Source organism: Streptomyces sp. NBC_01478, assembly GCF_036227225.1.
Classification (GTDB): domain Bacteria; phylum Actinomycetota; class Actinomycetes; order Streptomycetales; family Streptomycetaceae; genus Streptomyces.
The window spans coordinates 4,890,291-4,910,555 of the sequence record NZ_CP109444.1 but is presented as its reverse complement, the minus strand read 5'-3'; the positions used below and the strand labels follow the sequence as shown (position 1 = coordinate 4,910,555).

Here is a 20,265-nt window from a genome sequence, read left to right as displayed (position 1 = left end):
TGCTCAACTGCCCAGCGCGTCCAGGTCCAGGATCTTGCCGGCGGGCTTCTTCGCCGGCACCGGCTTCTCGTACTCGCCGAACGTGAGCGTCCCCGGGTCCTTGGCGGAGACGCTGTCGATGCGCAGCACATACGGCTTGCCCTCGGTCGCCACGTACAGCGTGTAGGTGTCCTTGCCGTCCTTCTCGTGCAGGACGATCGCCGGAGTGCCGTCGAGGGTGGTCGTCTTCCCGCGCGTCGCGTCCGAGTTGCCGTCCGCTGCGCTGCCGAGCATCGAGTTCAGGTCGCAGAAGCTCGCGATGTCCTTGGCGTCCTCGCCCTTCGCGGACATCTTGGTCCACTTCCCGGCCATCATGTCCACGACCGCATCGGTGTCCGCCTTGGACTCGCCGTCGCTCTGGCCGCGCAGGAACGCCTCGTCGTACTTCATGTAGATGGTGTCGCCGACCTTGATCATGTCGGCCTTGCCCTTGCCCTGCAGGCTCAGCGTGCCGGCGCACTCACCCTTCTTGTTCAGCGCCATGTCGATCACGATCGTGCCGCCGCTCTCGTCGTCGGGTATGTCGCCCTTCAGACGTAGCGACGAGGCGGCGGTGGTGGCGGTCAGGGACCGGTCGGCGATCTCGCCGCCGGTCAGCCCGGCGAACGGGCCCTTCGGCTTGCTGTCCGCCTTGTCCTCACCGGGCAGACACCCGGTGAGTCCCGCGGCGGCCACGGTGGTGAGGCAGAGAGCGGCAAGTGCGGTACGACGCATGGCAGTTCCTTGGCTGAAGAGGTGAGAGATGAGAGGTGAGGAGCGAGAGGTGAGAAGCGAGAGGTGGCAGGTGCGGCGACGGCGAGATGCAGCGATCGCGAGATGCGGCGATGACGACGTGCCGGGCTGCTGAAGCGAGAGGGGTGCCCCGAAGCGGGGGCCGGTGAGGCGCCGGGCAGGCGGACGGAGTGCCGTGGGTGGCGAGAGGGCGGTGAGGGCGTTCGCCCGACCCGAGGGTCAGGCCGTCTTCTTCCAGTCCTTGCAGCCGGTCGTCTTGAAGTAGGCGTCCTGGGGGCTGATCGTGACGACGGCCGTGCCGGTCACGTTGTCGTTCGCGAGGATCGAGTCCAGCCCGTGCTCGGCGTCCTTCGCGCGCTCCCAGTAGCACAGGTCGTCCGTGTTGCCGGTGGACCTGTAGGTGCCGGGGGCGATGTCGACGCCGACCCTGAACATGCCGCCGTCGCCGGTCATCTTCGTGGCGGGGGAGGCCTGCGCCTTCGCGTCGACGGCCTCCCAGTCCTTGCAGCCGCTGGACCTGAAGATCTTGTCGGTGGCCTTGACGGTGACGTAACTGGCGCCGCTCACATTGTCGTTGGCCAGCAGCGAGCCCGTGTCGCCCGAGGCGTCCTCGGCCCGCTCCCAGTAGCACATGCCGTCGGTGTTGCCGCTGGTGCGATACGTGCCGGGCTCGATGTCCGTGCCGACCTCGAAGTCGCCGTCCCCGTCGAACGCGGCCTTCTTCTCCTCGACGGCCTCGCCCGAACCCGAGCCCTTCGTCGAGACCGAGTCCTTGTTGCCGGCGGCCTTGTGTTGCGCCGACGCCGAAGAGCCGTCGCCGCTGCCGTCCGAACCACTGTCCGCACCGCCGCCGTTGGCGCCGGCGTTCGCCGAGACGACCCCGATGACGACTACCCCCACGACGGCGCCGAGCGCGAGCCTGCCCTTCATGCCCATGGCTGTCCCCTCCCCCGATGCGGCGACCGCCTTGCTCTGACGGCCGCTCGTTCGCTGGGTCAATAAGAGCAGAGGCTGTGAACCGAGTCAACACGATTCACGTGATGTGGTGTGTACACGGCCGTGAAGGGGTAGATCATGTCTGCGTCGGTATGCTCGGCGTCACAGACGACACGGCGGGCGCACCGGGGCCGGCGGGACGAGGGGAGCGGAGCGAGTGCAGGACAACGCGACAGAGGTGACCGCCGCCGGTATCGCACGGCTGGCCGGCGTCGGCCGTGCCGCCGTCAGCAACTGGCGCCGCCGCCACGCGGACTTCCCCAAACCGGTCGGCGGCACCGAGACCAGCCCCGCCTTCGCCCTCACCGAGATCGAGTCCTGGCTGCGCAAGCAGGGAAAACTCGCCGAAGTCCCGCTGCGGGAACGGGTCTGGCAGCAACTCGTCGGCCACCCCGAGGGCCCGACCACCGCCCTGACGTACGCGGGCTGTGTCCTGCTGCTCATCCATGAACGCCCCACCGTCTGGCTGGACGTGAGCGCCGGTTCGGACGAGCGCCTGGCCGCGATGCTGCCCGGCGCGCTGGAGCAGGTGATCGTGCCGCGCTTCGGCGCGGTGGGCGGAGGCAGTGTTCACAGGGGGCGAGAGGGAAGCGCCGCGGCGGCTGTGAACACCCCGAACACTGTGAACTCCCTGGCTGCCGTAACAGTGCCGTCGACATCTGTGAACACGGCACCCGCCACATCTGCTGTGAACTCCGCACCGGCCGTACCCACTGTGAACCCGGCACTCCGCGCGCCCGCTGTGAACCCGGCACTCGCCGCCCCCGCTGTGAACCCCGCCCCCACCGCACCCGCGGTCCACACCCCCACCGGCCCCCAACTCCTCCCCTCCGCCCCCCTCCTCCGCGGTGCCGCGGAACTCGCCGCGGAGCTGGGCGCGCGGCAGGCGTTCGAGTTCCTGCTCGGGCGGCATCTCGACGCCAACCCGCGCCAGTACACGCTCACCCCGACCGAACTCGCCCGCCTGATGGCCGAGTTGGCGGGCCCGGCGCACACCGCGCTGGACCCGGCCTGCGGCACCGGCGCCCTGTTGCGTGCCGTCACCCCCCGGCCCGAGCAGGAGCTGTACGCCCAGGACAACGCCCCCGAACTCGCCGCGCTCGCCGCGCTCCGGCTCGCCCTGCACGCGCGGGTCACCGTGCGCGGCACGGCAGGGGACACGCTGCGCGCCGACGCGTACCCGGCGCTGCGGGCCGATGTCGTCCTGTGCCATCCGCCGTTCAACGAGCGCAACTGGGGCCACGACGAGCTCGCCTACGACCCCCGCTGGGAGTACGGCTTCCCGGCGCGCAACGAGTCCGAGCTGGCCTGGGTGCAGCACGCGCTGGCCCGGCTCAAGGACGGCGGCACGGCCGTACTGCTGATGCCGCCGGCCGCGGCCTCCCGGCGCTCGGGCCGCCGTATCCGTGCCGATCTGCTGCGGCGCGGGGCGCTGCGGGCGGTCGTGGCGCTGCCGATCGGGGCGGCGCCGCCGTACAACATCCCGCTGCACCTGTGGGTGCTGCGGCGGCCGGAGCGGGCGCCCGCGCAGCCGGAGGTGCTGCTGGTGGACACCGGGCGGTTCGCCACCGAGGGGCGCGGCGGGCCGGACTGGCAGGCTGTGCGGGGTGCGGTGATGGAGGCCTGGCGGGCGTTCGACCGGGCGGGACGGGTGGACGAGGAGCCGGGGCTGGCGCGTTCCGTGCCGGTCATCGAACTCCTCGACGACGACGTGGACCTGGCCCCCGCCCGTCACCTCCCGCCCGCGACCGCGGCCGACGGCGCCGACGAACTCACGGCCGTGCGCGAGCGGCTCGGTGAGACGCTCCGGCTGACCGCCGACCTCACCCCGCCGTCCGTCGACCACTCAGCCGACCCCGAGCGGCCCGCGCGCTGGCCGCTCACCACGATCGGTGAACTCGCGCGCGGGGGCGCCCTGGTGATGCGCACCGGCGGAAACGGCGGCCACGCGCGTGTGCCCGTTCTCACCGACCAGGACGTCCTCGCCGGAACGGCCCCTTCCGGGATGCTCCCGGAGAGCGACGAGGTGGCCGTCCTCACCGAGCCGGGCGATGTCGTCGTCCCGGTGCTGGGCGGCGGTGCGATGGCGCGCGTGATCGACGACACGACCCGGGGCGCCGCCCTGGGCCGCAGCCTGGTGCTGCTGCGGCCCGATCCCGGGTCGCTGGACCCGTGGTTCCTCGCCGGCTTCCTGCGCGGCACCGCCAACAACCGCCAGGCCAGCAGCTACGCGTCCACGGCGACCCGACTCGACGTCCGCAGGCTCCAGTTGCCGCGCCTGTCGCTGGACGAACAGCGCCGCTACGGCGCCCGGTTCCGTGCCCTGGAGGACTTCGAGCGGGCGCTGCGGCAGGCGGGCAGGCTCGGGGAGCAGCTCGTGCGCGGCATGTACGACGGCCTGACGGACGGCACGGTCACGCCCGACTGAGCACGCGACTCGGCGCCCGACCGAGAAGTGCCGCCGTGCGCCGGAGGGCGGGGCTCCACCGCTACCCTCGGCACCTGCGATGTCGTACGAGGTGATCAGCACGACAACGGTTCGGTACAACCCGGGACCGGTTGTCCGTGTCGGCCTATACGCTCGAACCGACAATCGCACGACCGCTGTTGTCCACGCGTCGAATTCGCGCCGGACCGACGGCGGTCGCGGCACCGTACGCCCTCTGAAGGCACCAGGAGCAGCCATGCAAGGCCACGGCTACCCGCAGCCGGCGAAGCCACCGCCGCCCACCGGGGCGCTGGTCCTCGTGCGCGTGCTGTTTGTGGGGATCTCGGTGTTCTGCATCGGGTTCCTGGCCTGGACGATGCTGCTGCGGCTGGCCATCGTGACCCGCAAGTCCCTGGACTGGGGCCTGTTCGTGGCCGCGCTGGCGGCGGACATCCTCAGCATCGTGCTGCTCGGCTCCGAGCCCGGCGAGGATGTCCACACCACCGGCGGCTATGTGGGCATCACGCTGCTCCTGGGCACCCTGGTGGCGTCGATCGCGTACTACCTGGCAGCGGACATACGCCACTTTCAGCAACTCCGTGAGGGCGCCTACGTCGGGCAGCCGTCCCCGGCGTACGGCTACCCGCAGCCCGGGCAACCCTCCCAGGCCCCGCCGCCGTACACCGCGACGACCGCGCAGCAGCACACCCCGCCGCCGATGCCCCACACGCCCGTGCCGCAGCAGCACACCCCGCCGCCCGTGCCGCACACGCCCGTGCCGCAGCCGCCGATGTCCACCCCGCCGCCGCAGCAGCGCCCCGCGCCCGCCCGGATCGACCAGGTGCGGGCCGAGCTCGACGAGCTGAGTGACTATCTGCGCAAGCACGACGAGGGCGGAAGGTGACCGTGGCGGCAGGACGGGTCGTCGCGGACCGCTATGAACTGTCCACGCTCATCGGACAGGGCGGCATGGGCCAGGTCTGGACGGCGTACGACCGACGGCTGGACCGGCGCGTGGCGGTGAAGCTGCTGCGCCCCGACAAGGTGGCCGGGCAGGAGGCCGACGAACTGCGCCGCCGCTTCGTGCGCGAGTGCCGGGTGACCGCGCAGGTCGACCACCCCGGGCTGGTCACGGTGCACGACGCGGGCAGCGAGGGCGAGGAGCTGTTCCTCGTCATGCAGTACATCGACGGCGCCGACCTCTCCGACCACCTCGCCGAGCAGGACCCCTACCCGTGGCAGTGGGCGGTCGCGGTCGCGGCCCAACTGTGCGCCGTGCTGAGCGCCGTGCACGCCGTGCCGATCGTCCACCGCGACCTGAAGCCGCGCAACGTGATGGTGAAGCAGGACGGCACGGTCACCGTCCTCGACCTGGGCGTCGCCTCCGTCATGGACGCCGACACCACCCGCCTCACCCACACCGGCACGCCCATCGGCTCGCCCGCCTACATGGCGCCCGAGCAGGCGATGGGCGGCGCGGTCGGCCCGTACACCGACCTGTACGCGCTCGGCGTGCTGCTGCACGAACTCCTCAGCGGGGACGTGCCGTTCGCGGGTTCGACGGCGCTCGGGGTGCTGCACCGGCATCTGTACGAGCCGCCGGTGCCCGTCCGCCGCATCCGCCCCGAGGTCCCCGAGTCGCTCGAAGCGCTCGTCCTGCATCTGCTCGCGAAGGACCCGCAGCACCGGCCCGGTTCCGCGCAGGAGGTGTACGAGCGCCTCGCGCTGCTGTTGCCCGCGCGCGGGATGCCCAGCGGGGCGCCGCTCGACCCCACGCGCCCGTTCCTGCGCCCGCACGCCCCCTGGCCGGACCGCGCCCGCACCCCCGCGTCGCAGCCCGCCCCGCTCGCGCCGCCCGCCGCCGAGAAACGCGACGTCGCCGCCGCCGTGGACGAGGTCAAGCGGCTGCTCGGGGAGGGCCGGATCACGCAGGCCGTCGACATCCTCGGCGCGATCCTGCCCACGGCCGCCGAGCAGCACGGCGCGCACTCCCCGGTCGTGCGCACCCTGCGCAAGCAGTACGCGGCCACGCTCATGGACGACGGCCAGTACCGGCGCGCGCTGCCCGAACTGCGCCGCCTCGCCGACGAGCGCGCCGCCGAGGCCGGCCCGTCCGACCCGCAGTCCCTGCGCTACCGCTACGAGGCCGCCCAGTGCCTGGAGTCGCTCGGCGACCCGGCGGCGGCCCTCGCGGAGTACCGCGCGCTGCTGCCGTACTACGAGAACCAGTACATGGCCGGCGACCCCGAGCTCGCCCACGAGGTGCGCCGCCGCATGGGCCACCTGCTGCTCGCGCTCGGCGACCGCGGCGCGGCCCACGAGACCCTCGGCCGCCTCCTGGTGGACGTCGAGCGCCGTCACGGCCCCGGACACCCGCTCGCGGCGGACATCCGGCGGACGCTGCAGTGGCTGGGGCAGGTGCGCGGCTAGTTTTTGCCGTTTCCAGGGAGAACGTTGTGACCTTCTGGGGACGGAGTTTCCCGAAGGTATGAGCGGCACCGGATAAGTTGCGATCCTCTTTTGCCAAATTCGCACGAACAAGCGCATGCGAGTGCATGCGCAAGTGCATACGAACCAGCACGTGTACACCAGGGGTGGGGTTTTTCATGTCCGAGCACCGGCAGTCGAAGAAGCGCAGATACATCGCCTGGGGCGTCGCGGGTGCCGCCGTCGTCGCCGGCGGCGGTATCGCCGCGACGAACTCGATGGCCGCCACCACCTGGCCCGCGCAGAAGACCTACACCGGCCGCGCCTTCGACACCTGCGCCGCGCCCTCCCTGGCCGCGATGAAGGCCTGGCACACCGACGGCGCCTACGGTGCCGCCGCCGTCTACATCGGCGGCAAGAACCGCGGCTGCAGCCAGCCCAACCTCACCGCCTCCTGGGTCAAGTCCCTCACCACGGTCGGCTGGAAGTTCATCCCGCTCTACGTCGGCTCGCAGCCGTCCTGCGGTTCCGGCGGCTCGGTGAAGATCAGCGCCTCCACGGCCGCCGCCGTCGGCAAGTCCGAGGCGGACGACGCGGTCGCCAAGTCCGCCGCGCTCGGCTTCAAGGCCGGCAGCCCGATCTACCTGGACATGGAGTCGTACGACATCACGAACACGGCCTGCAACAACGCCGTGTTGACGTACGTCCGCGCCTTCGACAAGGAACTGCACGTCAAGATCTACCGCAGCGGCCTCTACGGCTTCTCCAGCTCCAGCGCCAAGGCGATCGCGACGGCGACCGACAAGACGGACCTGCCGGGCAACCTCTGGTACGCGCTGTGGGACAAGACGTACACCACGACCTCGGACTGGCCCTGGGGCTCCACCCAGTTCACCAACCACAGCCGGGCCCACCAGTACATGGTCAACAGCAAGGAGACGCGCGGCGGTTACACGATCACCGTGGACCGCGACACCTGGGACGCGCCGGTGGCCATCACCGGCTGAACCCCGCGCCCGAGCCCCACGCGTGCGTGCCGGTGCCCGAAGTCCTGGTGAATCGTTGGTCGAATGGGTTGGCCCCAGGCGACCCACTGCCTAACATCGATCACCGCAAGACTTTGTGCACCGTCGCACAATCTCCAACGGGAGGCTCCCTTGCACCGCCGCCGTCGCACCGCGCTCGTCCTCACCGCCGTGATCGCCGCCGCGGCCCCCGCCCTGACCGCCTGCGGAAGCGACGCGCATCCGGGCGCGGCGGCCGTCGTGGGCGGGCAGCGCATCACCGTCGCGCAGTTGCAGACCAGGGTCAACGAGGTGCGTACGGCCCAGCGGGCGTCCGTGCAGAACGAGGCACAGTACGAGCGGGCCATCGCCACCACCGGCGGCCTCACCCGCGAGACGCTCTACGGCATGGTCTTCGACCAGGTCGTCCACCGTGCCGCGCAGGACGCCGGAGTCACCGTCTCCCGCAAGGACATCCAGGACATGCGGTCCGCTCTCGCCCAGCAGGCGGGCGGCGCCAAGGCCCTGGAGGCGACCTGGCTCGCCCAGTACGGCGTCCCCCCGCAGCGCCTCGACGAGAACCTCCGCCTCCAGGTGGAGGGACGCAAACTCGCCGCGAAGCTCGGCACCGACACCTCCCAGCCCGCCTTCTGGAAGGCCCTCTCCAACGCCTCCAAAGAACTCCACGTCGACCTCAATCCGCGTTACGGCACGTGGGACGTGACCAAGAGCAGCCGGGTGGACGCGAAGACGCCCTGGGTGCGGGAGGTCACGGCGGCGGCGACTCAGCAGCCGGCGTAACGGTACGGCGGGCGCGCCTGCCGCAGGAGCGCCGAGTGGCCTGTGGACAACTCCGGGGCTGTCGGCGGCGTGGGTTACGTTCGGAGGGTGAACGCAAACAGCCCCGCCCCTGACGGCACCTCCGCACCCGCCCCCGGCCGTATCGTCCTGCTCACCACCAGCCACCGCGTCGCCCCCGGCCTGCTGTCCTGGCCCGCCTGGCAGGCACTGCGCGACGCCGACCGGGTGCTGTGCGCGGACGGGGCGCATCCGCAGTTGCCGTATCTGGGCGAGGCCGGGATACGGGTGGACGAGGCAGCCCCGACCGCCGAGGAACTGGTCGCCGCCTGCGCGGGCGGCCACACCGTGGTGATCGTGGCCACGGGCGAGGGCGAGCCGGCGCTGACCGACGGCCTGGCCCGGCTCGCCGGCTCCGGCCGCGTCCAGATGCCCGAGCTGGAGCTGCTCCCCGCCTCCTACGACCTGCCGGGCGCCCGACTCCTCGACCTCGTCCAGGTCATGGACCGCATTCGCGCCGAGTGCCCGTGGTCCTCGCAGCAGACCCACCAGGGCCTGGCGAAGTACGGCATCGAGGAGGCGTACGAACTCGTCGAGGCGATCGAGGAGGGCGACCGCGACGAGCTGCGCGAGGAGCTGGGCGACGTCCTCCTCCAGGTCGTCTTCCACGCCCGCATCGCCGAGGAGGACCCCGACACCCCCTTCTCCGTCGACGACGTGGCCGCCGGCATCGTCACCAAGCTGATCCACCGCCACCCACACGTCTTCGGCGACGAGACGGCGTCAACTCCCGAAGAGGTCAAGGCGCATTGGCTCCGCACGAAGGCGACAGAGAAACAGCGCACCTCCGTCACCGAGGGCATCCCCATGGGCCAGCCCGGCCTGGCCCTCGCGGCGAAGCTGGCATCACGCGTGCGGACGGCGGGACTTGAGGTGCCGTTGCCGCTGCCGAAGGGCGACGACGGCATCGGCTACGAGCTGCTGGCACTGGCCGTGCGGGCGGAGGCGGACGGGGTGGATCCGGAGGCGGCGTTGCGGGCGGCGGGGCGGGCTTATCGGGACGCGATCCGGGAGAGGGAGGACGGGAGCGGTACCGGCGCCGGGACTGTGGCCGAAGGCTGACTCGGGGGGCCGCTGACTCAGTACCTTTGGCGTGGAGCTGTTGCGAGGTGCGCGGGGGGCGAGCGTGGCGAGGCAGGACGTGGAGCGTTTGGCGGAGGCAGCGGCCAAGGCGCTGACGCGTGGGGCCGGTTCGGCCGCTCAGTGGGGACCGGTTCGGCTCGGCTTCGAGGAGTGGTTACGGCGCCACTGGTCACTCAGCGACTACTCCGGCGAGCTCGACCGGCTCGGTCGGCAGCCACCGAGCGCGTCGCTCGTGACGTATTGGCGCTTGACCCTGTTCGACGTGCTCGTGCACGCGTCCAGTCCGGAGGCGGCGGCCGACGAACTCAGCTCCCTCGTCGAGAAGTTGACCCCTACCGCCGATGCGGGTCCACACGAAACACCCTCGCCCCCGGCTGAGTCCCAGGACCACTTCGACTTCCGGACAAGTACCTTCCACGGCACGGTCACAGGCGTCCAGCACAACTACTACGGCCCCGTCGCCCTCCACGACCCCGCCGGATGGTCCACGGTGGAGGCCGCCGACCCCGTCGGCCGGGGCGTGCGCAGGACCCGCCGCCTCGACAAGGACCCCGAACTCCCGCCCTACGTAAGGCGGGACGTCGACGAACGGCTCCACGCACTCGTGAGTGGTGGCGGTTTCGTCGTAGTGACGGGCGAACTCTTCTCGGGCAAGAGCCGTACCGCGTGGGCCGCTGTCCTCGACGCGTTGCCGCCCGGGACAAGGGTGTGCAGCCCCTCACTGGGCGCCGATCTGCGCGCGCTTCCCTTTGCGCTGCGCGACCGTAAGGGCTCGTACGTCCTCTGGCTCGACGAGTTGGAGGGGCATCTCGACGAACACGGTCTCGATTCCTCCCTGTTGACCCAACTTGCCGAACTGCGTGTGCCGGTCGTGGCGACGATGAGCGACGAGGCGTACGACGCGCGCCGCTTCGGCCGGGGACCAGCGGCTCGGGTGCTCGCGCTGGCGGAGCCGGTGGAGTTGACGTGCCGTTGGAGCCGGGAGGAGTTGGAGCGGCTCGGCCGGGAGGTCGACCCGCAGCTCCTCGACGCCCGCGAGTGGCGCGGGGAGCGCGGTGTGACCGAGTACCTGGCGGTGGGCTCGGAGTTGTGGGAGATGTGGTGGCGTGCGCGCCGGGCGACGGCGCATCCACGGGGGCACTTGTTGGTGCGCGTGGCTGTCGACCTGGCCCGACTCGGTGTGGAGGGAGGTGTGTCGCCGCACCTTCTGGAGGAACTGAGCGCGCACTACGAGCAGTTGGAGGGGCTCAACCCGGAACGCGAGTCATGGGCGGACGCCCTCGCCTGGGCCACAGAGCTTCGGCACGGTGTGACCGGGATGCTCGTCGAGGACGGTCCGGGAGGCGAGCTGCGCGCCTTCGGTTCACTGGTGGCGGACGCGGGGCGGTCCTCGCACACGCGGACGGTTCCCTACGAGGTGTGGGAAGCGGTCAGAACACTGGCGCTCGACACACCGGCGCTCGACGAGGGCACGGAGCCCACGCTCTCCGAGCGGTTCGCGGCGGCCGCGGACCTGTACTTCCGTCCCCGTGCGGAGGCCAGGGACCCGGAGGCGCTGTTCCGTCTCGGCAGGTACGGCCACAGCCTCGGCACGGTCGACGGGGAGGACTGCTTCCGCGAGGCGGCGAGCCGGGGTCACGACCGGGCAGCCGCGGCGCTGGCCGAACTCCTCATGGTCCGCGGCGACATGGCCGAGGCCCAGCCCTACCTGGAGCAGGCTGCCGGGGCGGGCGACCCGGTTGCCGCCGCCGCACTCGGCACCCTCCTCCGCGGCCAGGCCGAGACCTGGTTACGCCAGGGCGCCGAGGCGGGCGATGCCGCAGCCGCCCACGAACTCGGCGACATGCTGGTCGGCGCCGGCCGCGAGGACGAGGCGCTCCGCTGGTACCGCAAGGCCGCCGCGGCGGGCCGGCGCGAGGTCGCGCTGAGCATCGGTGCTCTCCTCAGCAGATGGCACGACCCGGAGGCGTACATCTGGCTGAGTTACGCCGCCGCATGGGGCGACGCGCGTGCCGCGGGCGAACTCGGCGGCTATCTCTCCTGGGAGCCGGAGGTCGATGAGACAAAGGTGGTCCTCCTCTACCGGCGTGCCGCACACGCCGGAGACGCGAACGCCGCGCACAACCTCGGCCGGTGGATGATTCGGAAGGGCCGTTTCGGCGAGGCGATGGAGCTGTACCGCAAAGCTCTCGACGGGGGCGTCACCGACGCGGAGCTGTCCATCGCCGGGTTGCTGGAACTGCAGGGCAAGTCCGCCGAAGCCCAGGACTGGTTCCGCAGGGCCGCCACCGCGAACCCCGTCGGCCTCCCCGCCTCCCTCCCCCCGGCACCGGAGGGTCCCCTCACCCCCACCCCGGATACCGTCACCGAGTGACCAACCAGCCCAGCCCCCCGGACCCCGCCCAGGCCCCCGACCTCTTCACCTGGGAATTCGCCACCAACCCCTACCCCACCTACGCCTGGCTCCGCGAGCACGCCCCCGTGCACAGAACGCGGCTGCCCAGCGGAGTGGAGGCCTGGCTGGTCACCCGGTACGTCGATGCCAAGCAGGCGCTCGCCGATCCGCGGCTCTCCAAGAACCCCGCGCATCACGACGGGCCGGCGCACGCCAAGGGCAAGACCGGGATCCCGGGTGAGCGCAAGGCCGAGTTGATGACGCATCTGCTCAACATCGACCCGCCGGACCACACCCGCCTGCGCCGACTGGTCAGCAAGGCGTTCACGCCCCGCCGGGTGGCCGAATTCGCCCCGCGCGTGCAGGAGTTGACGAACGACCTCATCGACCGCTTCGCGCAGACCGGCTCCGCCGACCTCATCCACGACTTCGCCTTCCCGCTCCCCATCTACGCCATCTGCGACCTGCTCGGCGTCCCCCGCGAGGACCAGGACGACTTCCGGGACTGGGCGGGCATGATGATCCGGCACGGGGGAGGACCGAGAGGCGGAGTCGCGCGGTCCGTCAAGAAGATGCGCGGCTATCTCGCCGAACTCATCCACCGCAAGCGCGAGGCCCTCCCCGACAGCCCGGACCCGCTCCCCGGCGAGGACCTCATCTCCGGTCTCATCCGCGCCTCCGACCACGGCGAGCACCTCACCGAGAACGAGGCCGCGGCGATGGCCTTCATCCTGCTCTTCGCCGGCTTCGAGACGACCGTGAATCTGATCGGCAACGGCACGTACGCCCTCCTCACCCACCCCGAGCAGCGTGCCCGCCTGGAGAAGTCCCTGGCCGCGGGGGAGCACGGCCTCCTCGAGACCGGCGTCGAGGAACTCCTGCGCTACGACGGCCCGGTGGAGCTCGCGACCTGGCGCTTCGCCACCCGCCCGCTCACCCTCGGCGGGCAGGACATCGCGGCCGGCGACCCCGTGCTCGTCGTCCTGGCCGCCGCGGACCGCGACCCGGAGCGGTTCGCCGATCCCGACGTGCTCGATCTGGGACGGCGTGACAATCAACACCTCGGCTACGGCCATGGCATCCACTACTGCCTCGGCGCCCCGCTCGCCCGCCTGGAGGGCCAGACCGCGCTCGCCACCCTCCTCACCCGCCTCCCCGACCTGCAACTCGCCGCGGACCCGGCCGACTTGCGCTGGCGCGGCGGCCTCATCATGCGCGGACTGCGCACCCTGCCGGTGGAGTTCACCCCCCGGGCGGGCACGCCAACCCCGTAGACCGGGACCGACCGGGCCCCAACTCCGTTGACCAGGGCCCAAACAGGTCATCTCGCCCCGTAAACCCAAAGGTGACAGTTCTTCAAGTCTGTGATCTTCACGTGATCTACGTGGCATTAACTTGTGACAAGTGATCGACTGCGGCTACGTTCACGTACCAGCGCGGCGCCCCGCACCACCCGCCGCGCGGTCCCCCCGCTGTCACGCGAAAGGCCCCCGCATGCTCTCCGGGAACGGTCGACACCGTCGCCCCCGCCAGGCTCCGGCTCTCCTCGTCGCGGCCGGGGTGACCGGCTCCGCCATCGCCATTCCGCTCCTCGGCGCCGCCGCCGCGAACGCCGCCGACGGCACCACCTGGGACAAGGTGGCCAACTGCGAGAGCGGCGGCTCCTGGAGCGAGAACAGCGGCAACGGCTACTACGGCGGCCTGCAGATGTCCCAGGACGAATGGGACAAGTACGGCGGCCTCGACTACGCGCCCAGCGCCGACCTGGCCAGCCGCTCCCAGCAGATAGCCGTCGCCGAGAAGATCCTCGACGACAAGGGCACCTCCGCCTGGACGACCTGCGCGCTGCTCTCCGGCCTCACCACGGACTCGGGTTCGACGAACGTCGACACCGGTCTCGCGAGCGACTCGCCGTCCGCCGGCGCGACGGACTCCTCCGGCTCCGACTCCGACTCGGGTTCGTCCGACTCATCCGTTTCCTCCGGGTTGTCGGACTCCGGCCTCGAAGGCTCGACTTCATCTGATTCGTCCGGTGGCTCCGGCGGCGACTCGTCGAGCAGCCCCTCGCCCACCGCGACGGACAACCCCGCCAAGTCCGACAAGTCCGCCACCCCTTCGACCGGTAACGGCTCGGTCGCCGCCTCCCCGAAATCCGACGACTCGGACAACTCGGCCCAGGCGACGGGTAAGTCGAGCCTCGTCGACACCGGCGCGCTCGGTGAATCCGGGAGCGAGGCGAGCGGCGGCAGGCATCGCGGGGCGAGCGCCGAGGAGAGCGTGACGCCGCAGACCTACACCGTCCGCGCCGGCGACTCCCTCGCGTCCATCGCGAACTCCCTTGGCTTCGACGGTGGATGGCGTGCGCTCTACGCCGAGAACAAAAAGGTGATAGGCGCCGATCCGACCCAGATCGCCGCCGGTCAGACCTTGGACGTCGGTACGGAAGTGGACGAAAAGTAGCAAGAGGACAGCGGGAGTTCGCGTCACGCTTCGCGCTGAATGTCCGGTTTGATCAAAGTGTGGGATGAGTCTCAGAAGCCCTGATCGTCTTTGAAATTCCGCGGATTCCGTGTCTACGGTCAAGGCCGCTCGTCACCACGAGCCCCGGCTGCCGCACACGCCGAGTCCTGCCAGCGGCCTCCGGGAACAGTCGTCGCGTCAAGCGCCGTAGGCAGGAGCGGGGGACCCAAGGTAAGTGCCGGGCCCGGGAGTCGAGAGACACCGGAACCGGCTTGGGGTTAAGTCGCGCACCGAGAGGTGCGCGGCCGGGCAACTCACACGGCCCGAACCCGACAGCTCACCTCGTAGGCGTCGGTGAGGGGATTGGGATTTTCCATGCTGTTTTCCAGCAAGGGCAAGCACCGCCGTCCGTCAGTTCTTCAACGGTCTACCCGTGTCGCCACGCTCGCCGGCGTGACCGGTGTCGCCATCGCCGCCCCGCTCATGGCGACCGGCAGCGCCTCCGCCGCCACCGCCTCCGAGTGGGACACGGTCGCGAGCTGCGAGTCCGGCGGCAACTGGTCCATCAACACCGGTAACGGCTACTACGGCGGTCTGCAGTTCTCCGCCTCGACGTGGGCCGCGTACGGCGGCACCGCCTACGCCTCCACCGCGAACCAGGCCTCCAAGTCCCAGCAGATAGCCGTGGCGGAGAAGGTTCTCGCGGCCCAGGGCAAGGGCGCCTGGCCCACCTGTGGCACCGGCCTGTCGGGCGCCGGTTACTCCGGCGGCAGCTCCTCGAGCGGCAGCGGCTCGTCGAGCAGCTCCTCCAGCGGCAGCACCAGCACCCGCTCGACCGACACCACCACCTCCCGCTCCGCCGAGCGCCCGGCCGCCAAGAAGACCGTCACCACCCCGACCGGCAAGAAGGTCAAGAAGGGTGACGGCGAGTACAAGGTCGTCAAGGGCGACAGCCTCAGCGCGATCGCCGAGAAGCACAAGGTCAAGGGCGGCTGGCAGCAGCTGTTCAAGCTGAACAAGGACATCATCGACGACGCCGACGTCATCTACCCGGGCCAGCAGCTCCACCTGAAGTGACAGCCCGAAGTGACATACGCGGCTCGTAGCTGAACCACAGCGCCCTCACATCCGTGGACTCCATCATGGAGACCTCGTGAGGGTCACCCCCGTCCCCCACGGGCTCCCCGCTCCGGTGCGTGTTCCCCCGTACGCACCGGGGCGGGGCTTTTTGTGTTCCCGCCCGTGTTCTTGCACTTTTGCCGAACTCTTTGTTCCGTTCGGAAACAATTTACTCTCGGTTCTGTCCATCAGGCGGCCGACCGGATGGCCAATCGCCCCGAGCCGGTTAGGCTCGTCTCGCAGAGCCGCTGCGGTGTTGCCGTAGCCGCGTCAGACCCCAAGAAGGAGATGCTCGTGCCGTCCATCGACGTCGTCGTAGCCCGGGAAATCCTGGACTCCCGAGGCAACCCCACGGTCGAGGTCGAGGTCGGCCTCGACGACGGCAGCACGGGTCGTGCCGCCGTTCCGTCCGGCGCCTCCACGGGTGCCTTCGAAGCCGTCGAACTGCGTGACGGCGACCCCAACCGCTACGGCGGCAAGGGTGTCGAGAAGGCCGTACTCGCCGTCATCGAGCAGATCGGCCCGGAGCTCGTCGGCTACGACGCCACCGAGCAGCGCCTGATCGACCAGGCGATGTTCGACCTGGACGCCACCGACAACAAGGGCTCGCTCGGCGCCAACGCCATCCTCGGCGTCTCCCTCGCCGTCGCGCACGCCGCCTCCGAGGCGTCCGACCTCCCCCTCTTCCGCTACCTGGGCGGCCCGAACGCGCACCTGCTGCCCGTTCCGATGATGAACATCCTGAACGGCGGCTCGCACGCCGACTCGAACGTGGACATCCAGGAGTTCATGATCGCCCCGATCGGCGCGGAGTCCTTCTCCGAGGCGCTGCGCTGGGGCGCCGAGGTCTACCACACCCTCAAGAAGGTGCTGAAGACCAAGGGCCTGTCCACCGGCCTCGGCGACGAGGGCGGCTTCGCCCCGAACCTGGAGTCGAACCGCGCCGCCCTCGACCTCATCCTCGAGGCCATCAAGCAGGCCGGTTACATCCCCGGTGAGCAGATCGGGCTCGCGCTCGACGTCGCCGCGTCCGAGTTCTACAAGGACGGCAAGTACGAGTTCGAGGGCAAGTCCCGCTCGGCCGCCGAGATGACCGAGTACTACGAGGAGCTCGTGGCGGCCTACCCGCTCGTCTCCATCGAGGACCCGCTGTACGAGGACGACTGGGCCGGCTGGAAGGTCATCACCGACCGCCTCGGCGACAAGGTCCAGATCGTCGGCGACGACCTCTTCGTCACCAACCCCGAGCGCCTCGCCCGCGGCATCGAGGAGGGCACCGCCAACGCCCTGCTCGTCAAGGTGAACCAGATCGGCTCGCTGACCGAGACCCTGGACGCCGTCGAGATGGCCCAGCGCAACGGCTTCAAGTGCATGATGTCCCACCGCTCCGGCGAGACCGAGGACGTCACCATCGCCGACCTCGCCGTCGCGGTGAACTGCGGCCAGATCAAGACCGGCGCCCCGGCCCGCTCGGACCGCGTCGCCAAGTACAACCAGCTCCTGCGCATCGAGGAGATCCTCGACGACGCGGCCGAGTACGCGGGCCGTTCCGCTTTCCCGCGTTTCAAGGGCTGAGCCTTCCCCCTCGTCCGCTCTGCGGACCATGGGCACAGCAAGGGCTGAGCCGTACAGGGCTAAGCCTTAGCCAGTCGTACGTACGTCCCCGCACCCGGTCCCGTACCGTGTGCGGGGACGTACGCACGTGTGAAGGGGAGGCGGGACATGGCCGTGAAGGACCGGGACCGGTTCTCCACCGCGACCAGGCTCAAGCTGCTCGGCGAGCAGACGGCGGCCCGTGTCTACCGGTCCCAGACCAAGCGGCAGGCCCGCCGCTCCCGGCTCACCGGCCGGGCGGCCCTCCTCGCCCTGGTGCTGTGCTCGCTGATCGTGGCGCTGGCGTACCCGATAAGGCAGTACGTCTCCCAGCGCGCCGAGATCTCCGACCTGGAGCGGCAGCAGGACCAGGCCCGGCAGCGCGTCGAGCAACTCCGCGACCTCAAGGCGCGCTGGCAGGACGACTCGTACGCGGAACAGCAGATCCGGCAGCGGCTGCACTATGTGATGCCCGGGGAGACGGGCTACATCGTGATCGACCCGGACGCGGCGAAGCAGTCACGCGCCGAACTGGGCGCCGCCGACCGCCCCTGGTACGCGAACGTGTGGGACGGCGTCGACAGGTCCGACGCCTCCGACAAGTGAGAACTGACCCAGAGAAAGACATCTGAAGACAGTCATGCATACGCCCCCGCCGCCCACCCCGCGCACCGAGCCCACCGACGCCGACGTCGAGGCCTTCAAGCAGCAACTCGGGCGTCCGCCGCGCGGGTTGCGCGCGATCGCGCACCGTTGCCCGTGCGGACAGCCGGACGTGGTGGAGACGGCCCCCCGCCTCCCCGACGGCACGCCCTTCCCGACGACGTACTACCTCACGTGCCCGCGCGCCGCCTCGGCGATCGGCACCCTTGAGGCGAACGGCGTCATGAAGGAGATGACGGCCCGTCTGGAGACGGACCCCGAACTCGCCGCCGCCTACCGCGCCGCGCACGAGGACTACATCGCCCGCCGCGACGCCATCGAGGTCCTGGAGGGCTTCCCGAGCGCGGGCGGCATGCCGGACCGGGTGAAGTGCCTGCACGTCCTGGTGGGCCACTCCCTGGCCGCGGGCCCGGGCGTCAACCCGCTGGGCGACGAGGCCCTCGCCATGCTGCCGGAGTGGTGGGCCAAGGGCCCGTGCGTGACCGTGCCCGGGGTGGCGGAGAAGGAGGACGACCAGTGACCCGGGTCGCCGCCATCGACTGCGGTACGAACTCGATCCGCCTCCTCGTCGCCGACGTGACCCCGGAGACCGGTGAACTCGTCGACCTGGACCGGCGGATGACGATCGTCCGGCTCGGCCAGGGCGTCGACCGCACCGGCCGCCTTGCCCCCGAGGCGCTGGAGCGGACCTTCGCGGCCTGCCGCGACTACGCCGCGATCATCAAGGAACTCGGCGCCGAACGCCTCCGCTTCGTCGCCACGTCGGCCTCCCGCGACGCCTCGAACCGCGACGACTTCGTGCGCGGCGTCCTGGACATCCTCGGCGTGGAACCGGAGGTCGTCACCGGCGACGAGGAGGCCGAGCTCTCCTTCACCGGCGCGACGAAGGAACTCACCGGCCGCGACGACCTGGCCCTCGCCAAGCCCTATCTCGTCGTCGACATCGGCGGCGGCTCCACCGAGTTCGTCGTCGGCGACGACAGCGTCCGCGCGGCCCGCTCCGTGGACATCGGCTGCGTCCGCATGACCGAGCGCCACCTGGTCCGCGACGGCAAGGTCACCGACCCGCCCACCCCGGACCAGATCACGGCGATGCGCGCCGACATCGAGGCCGCCCTCGACCTCGCCGAACAGACGGTCCCGCTGCGCGAGGCCCGCACCCTGGTGGGCCTGGCCGGCTCGGTCACCACGGTCTCCGCGATCGCCCAGGACCTCCCCGAGTACGACACGGAGGCCATCCACCACTCCCGCGTCTCCTACGACCGGGTCCGCGAGATCACCACGTCCCTGCTGAACTCCACCCACGCCGAACGCGCCGCGATCCCCTCCATGCACCCGGGCCGCGTCGACGTCATCGGCGCGGGCGCCCTCGTACTCCTCTCGATCATGGAGCGGGTCGGGGCGACGGAGGTCGTGGTGAGCGAGCACGACATCCTGGATGGGATCGCCTTCAAGACGGCGGCGGGGTAAGCAGGCGGCGGCAGGCAAGTAGGCAGGACCACCCCCTGACGCGCTCTATCCGACGCTCGCGTGATCGATGAACGCGGTCAACGCGGCCACCGTCGCGTCGGGTTGCTCGTCGGGGATGAAGTGGCCGGCCTCCGGGATGACCGTGCCGGTCACGTGCTCCGCCCAGGGGCTGAGGGCGGCGGCCATGTCGGGGATCGAGCCGTGGGAGCTGGAGATTCCCAGGACGGGGAGGGTCAACTTCCGCTGGGCGAGGGCGTCCTGGTTCCTGCGGGCCGATGCGGCGGCGTCGCGGAAATAGCCGAGGGCCGCCCGGAGGCCGCCCTCGGCCGCGACGGAGGCGGCGTAGTGGTCGATGTCGGCGCTGTCGAACGTGTCCGGGGACAGCGTCTTGGTCCGCAGGAACCAGCCCACGTAGTCGCGTTCGCGGCCGGTGATCAGTGTCTCGGGCAGGTCGGGGACCAGGTGGAAGGCCAAGTGCCAGGTTTTCCAGGCCCGTTCGGGGTCGGTCGGGATGGTGTCGGGGAGGGTGACCCCCGGGATGCCGGCGTCGAGCAGGGCGACGCCGTGCAGGCGGTCCTGGTACCTCAGGGCGAGGGAGAAGGCGACGCAGGCCCCGATGTCGTGGGCGGCGAGCCAGTACTTCGGCACGTCGAGCGCGGTCAGTGCGGCCTGGACGCGGGCGGCGAGGGTGTGGGTGTCGTAGCCCTCTCGGGGGCGGTCGGAGTGGCCCTGGCCCGGCAGGTCGACCGCGATCACGTGGAAGCGCTCGGCGAGGCGCGGCATCACCTGGTGCCAGGCCCACCAAGTCTGTGGGAATCCGGCGAGCAGGACGACCGTGGGGCCGTCCGGCCGGCCGCCCTCCACGGCGTGCAGGCGGATTCCTTCCGCGTCGGCCCAGCGGTGGGTGAAGCCCGCGAGGTCGCGCAGGGGCATCCCGGGGACGTGGTCCTGGCCGGGGGAGCGGTTCGGGGCGGTGCCGGCGTCGGTCATGGTTCCAG

17 protein-coding genes and 1 riboswitch are annotated in these 20,265 nt (G+C 70.9%); of the genes, 14 read left to right on the top strand and 3 right to left on the bottom strand.

The genetic code is table 11. From position 1 onward, the window contains the following. Positions 1 to 3 precede the first annotated feature (3 nt). Positions 4 to 753, bottom strand: coding sequence for a hypothetical protein (locus OG223_RS21985; RefSeq protein WP_329251217.1), 750 nt, complete (start codon positions 751 to 753; stop codon positions 4 to 6). 237 nt (positions 754 to 990) lie between these two features. Next, positions 991 to 1,707, bottom strand: coding sequence for a hypothetical protein (locus tag OG223_RS21980; RefSeq protein ID WP_329251214.1), 717 nt, complete (start codon positions 1,705 to 1,707; stop codon positions 991 to 993). Positions 1,708 to 1,924: 217 nt separating this feature from the next. On the opposite strand from OG223_RS21980, the gene OG223_RS21975 reads away from it, so the two are divergent. The 14 genes from OG223_RS21975 to OG223_RS21910 all read left to right on the top strand — a co-directional run bounded on the left by OG223_RS21975 (position 1,925) and on the right by OG223_RS21910 (position 19,267). Further along, on the top strand, positions 1,925 to 4,195 hold the full coding sequence (locus OG223_RS21975) for an N-6 DNA methylase (RefSeq protein WP_329251211.1): 2,271 nt from the start codon (positions 1,925 to 1,927) through the stop codon (positions 4,193 to 4,195). Between the two features lie 256 nt (positions 4,196 to 4,451). Further along, complete coding sequence (locus OG223_RS21970; RefSeq protein WP_329251210.1) at positions 4,452 to 5,099, top strand: hypothetical protein; 648 nt, start codon at positions 4,452 to 4,454, stop codon at positions 5,097 to 5,099. Positions 5,100 to 5,137: 38 nt separating this feature from the next. Beyond that, positions 5,138 to 6,625, top strand: coding sequence for a serine/threonine-protein kinase (locus OG223_RS21965; protein WP_329265413.1), 1,488 nt, complete (start codon positions 5,138 to 5,140; stop codon positions 6,623 to 6,625). A gap of 176 nt (positions 6,626 to 6,801) precedes the next feature. After that, positions 6,802 to 7,629 (top strand): glycoside hydrolase domain-containing protein, encoded by an 828-nt coding sequence (locus OG223_RS21960; RefSeq protein ID WP_329251207.1) that lies wholly within the window; start codon positions 6,802 to 6,804, stop codon positions 7,627 to 7,629. A 150-nt stretch (positions 7,630 to 7,779) separates the two neighbouring features. Further along, positions 7,780 to 8,427 carry a SurA N-terminal domain-containing protein gene (locus tag OG223_RS21955; protein ID WP_329251205.1) on the top strand — a complete coding sequence of 216 codons (648 nt, stop codon included), beginning with the start codon at positions 7,780 to 7,782 and terminating at the stop codon, positions 8,425 to 8,427. Positions 8,428 to 8,514: 87 nt separating this feature from the next. After that, positions 8,515 to 9,546: a nucleoside triphosphate pyrophosphohydrolase gene (locus OG223_RS21950; protein ID WP_329251202.1), complete on the top strand. Its 1,032-nt coding sequence runs from the start codon at positions 8,515 to 8,517 to the stop codon at positions 9,544 to 9,546. 64 nt (positions 9,547 to 9,610) lie between these two features. After that, positions 9,611 to 11,941: a tetratricopeptide repeat protein gene (locus OG223_RS21945; protein ID WP_329251199.1), complete on the top strand. Its 2,331-nt coding sequence runs from the start codon at positions 9,611 to 9,613 to the stop codon at positions 11,939 to 11,941. Then, a complete protein-coding gene (locus OG223_RS21940) occupies positions 11,938 to 13,236 on the top strand; it encodes a cytochrome P450 family protein (RefSeq protein ID WP_329251196.1) in 1,299 nt (432 codons plus the stop codon). Before OG223_RS21945 ends, OG223_RS21940 begins: the two co-directional genes overlap by 4 nt. A gap of 220 nt (positions 13,237 to 13,456) precedes the next feature. Next, positions 13,457 to 14,422: a transglycosylase family protein gene (locus OG223_RS21935; RefSeq protein WP_329251193.1), complete on the top strand. Its 966-nt coding sequence runs from the start codon at positions 13,457 to 13,459 to the stop codon at positions 14,420 to 14,422. A 193-nt stretch (positions 14,423 to 14,615) separates the two neighbouring features. Then, positions 14,616 to 14,788: riboswitch (cyclic di-AMP (ydaO/yuaA leader) on the top strand. Between the two features lie 9 nt (positions 14,789 to 14,797). After that, the gene (locus OG223_RS21930) at positions 14,798 to 15,499 is read left to right on the top strand and encodes a transglycosylase family protein (protein WP_329251190.1); all 702 of its coding nucleotides are present in this window, start codon (positions 14,798 to 14,800) and stop codon (positions 15,497 to 15,499) included. Positions 15,500 to 15,829: 330 nt separating this feature from the next. Further along, the gene (gene eno, locus OG223_RS21925; protein ID WP_329251186.1) at positions 15,830 to 17,116 is read left to right on the top strand and encodes a phosphopyruvate hydratase; all 1,287 of its coding nucleotides are present in this window, start codon (positions 15,830 to 15,832) and stop codon (positions 17,114 to 17,116) included. Between the two features lie 147 nt (positions 17,117 to 17,263). Further along, positions 17,264 to 17,740: an FtsB family cell division protein gene (locus OG223_RS21920; protein ID WP_329251183.1), complete on the top strand. Its 477-nt coding sequence runs from the start codon at positions 17,264 to 17,266 to the stop codon at positions 17,738 to 17,740. Between the two features lie 34 nt (positions 17,741 to 17,774). After that, a complete protein-coding gene (locus OG223_RS21915) occupies positions 17,775 to 18,317 on the top strand; it encodes a DUF501 domain-containing protein (protein WP_329251182.1) in 543 nt (180 codons plus the stop codon). Then, the gene (locus tag OG223_RS21910; protein ID WP_329251179.1) at positions 18,314 to 19,267 is read left to right on the top strand and encodes a Ppx/GppA phosphatase family protein; all 954 of its coding nucleotides are present in this window, start codon (positions 18,314 to 18,316) and stop codon (positions 19,265 to 19,267) included. The genes OG223_RS21915 and OG223_RS21910 overlap by 4 nt, the downstream gene beginning before the upstream one ends. A gap of 45 nt (positions 19,268 to 19,312) precedes the next feature. Here OG223_RS21910 and OG223_RS21905 read toward each other — a convergent pair whose 3' ends face one another. Beyond that, positions 19,313 to 20,257, bottom strand: a complete 945-nt coding sequence (locus OG223_RS21905) for an alpha/beta fold hydrolase (RefSeq protein ID WP_329251176.1) — start codon at positions 20,255 to 20,257, stop codon at positions 19,313 to 19,315. Between the last annotated feature and the right edge of the window lie 8 nt (positions 20,258 to 20,265).

Excerpts from the sequence above, each read along its gene's own strand:
- OG223_RS21985 (WP_329251217.1), bottom strand. The coding sequence starts at position 753 with ATGCGTCGTACCGCACTTGCCGCTCTCTGCCTCACCACCGTGGCCGCC.
- OG223_RS21980 (WP_329251214.1), bottom strand. The coding sequence starts at position 1,707 with ATGGGCATGAAGGGCAGGCTCGCGCTCGGCGCCGTCGTGGGGGTAGTC.
- OG223_RS21970 (WP_329251210.1), top strand. The coding sequence starts at position 4,452 with ATGCAAGGCCACGGCTACCCGCAGCCGGCGAAGCCACCGCCGCCCACC.
- OG223_RS21960 (WP_329251207.1), top strand. The coding sequence starts at position 6,802 with ATGTCCGAGCACCGGCAGTCGAAGAAGCGCAGATACATCGCCTGGGGC.
- OG223_RS21935 (WP_329251193.1), top strand. The coding sequence starts at position 13,457 with ATGCTCTCCGGGAACGGTCGACACCGTCGCCCCCGCCAGGCTCCGGCT.
- OG223_RS21930 (WP_329251190.1), top strand. The coding sequence starts at position 14,798 with ATGCTGTTTTCCAGCAAGGGCAAGCACCGCCGTCCGTCAGTTCTTCAA.
- eno (WP_329251186.1), top strand. The coding sequence starts at position 15,830 with ATGCTCGTGCCGTCCATCGACGTCGTCGTAGCCCGGGAAATCCTGGAC.
- OG223_RS21920 (WP_329251183.1), top strand. The coding sequence starts at position 17,264 with ATGGCCGTGAAGGACCGGGACCGGTTCTCCACCGCGACCAGGCTCAAG.
- OG223_RS21915 (WP_329251182.1), top strand. The coding sequence starts at position 17,775 with ATGCATACGCCCCCGCCGCCCACCCCGCGCACCGAGCCCACCGACGCC.
- OG223_RS21905 (WP_329251176.1), bottom strand. The coding sequence starts at position 20,257 with ATGACCGACGCCGGCACCGCCCCGAACCGCTCCCCCGGCCAGGACCAC.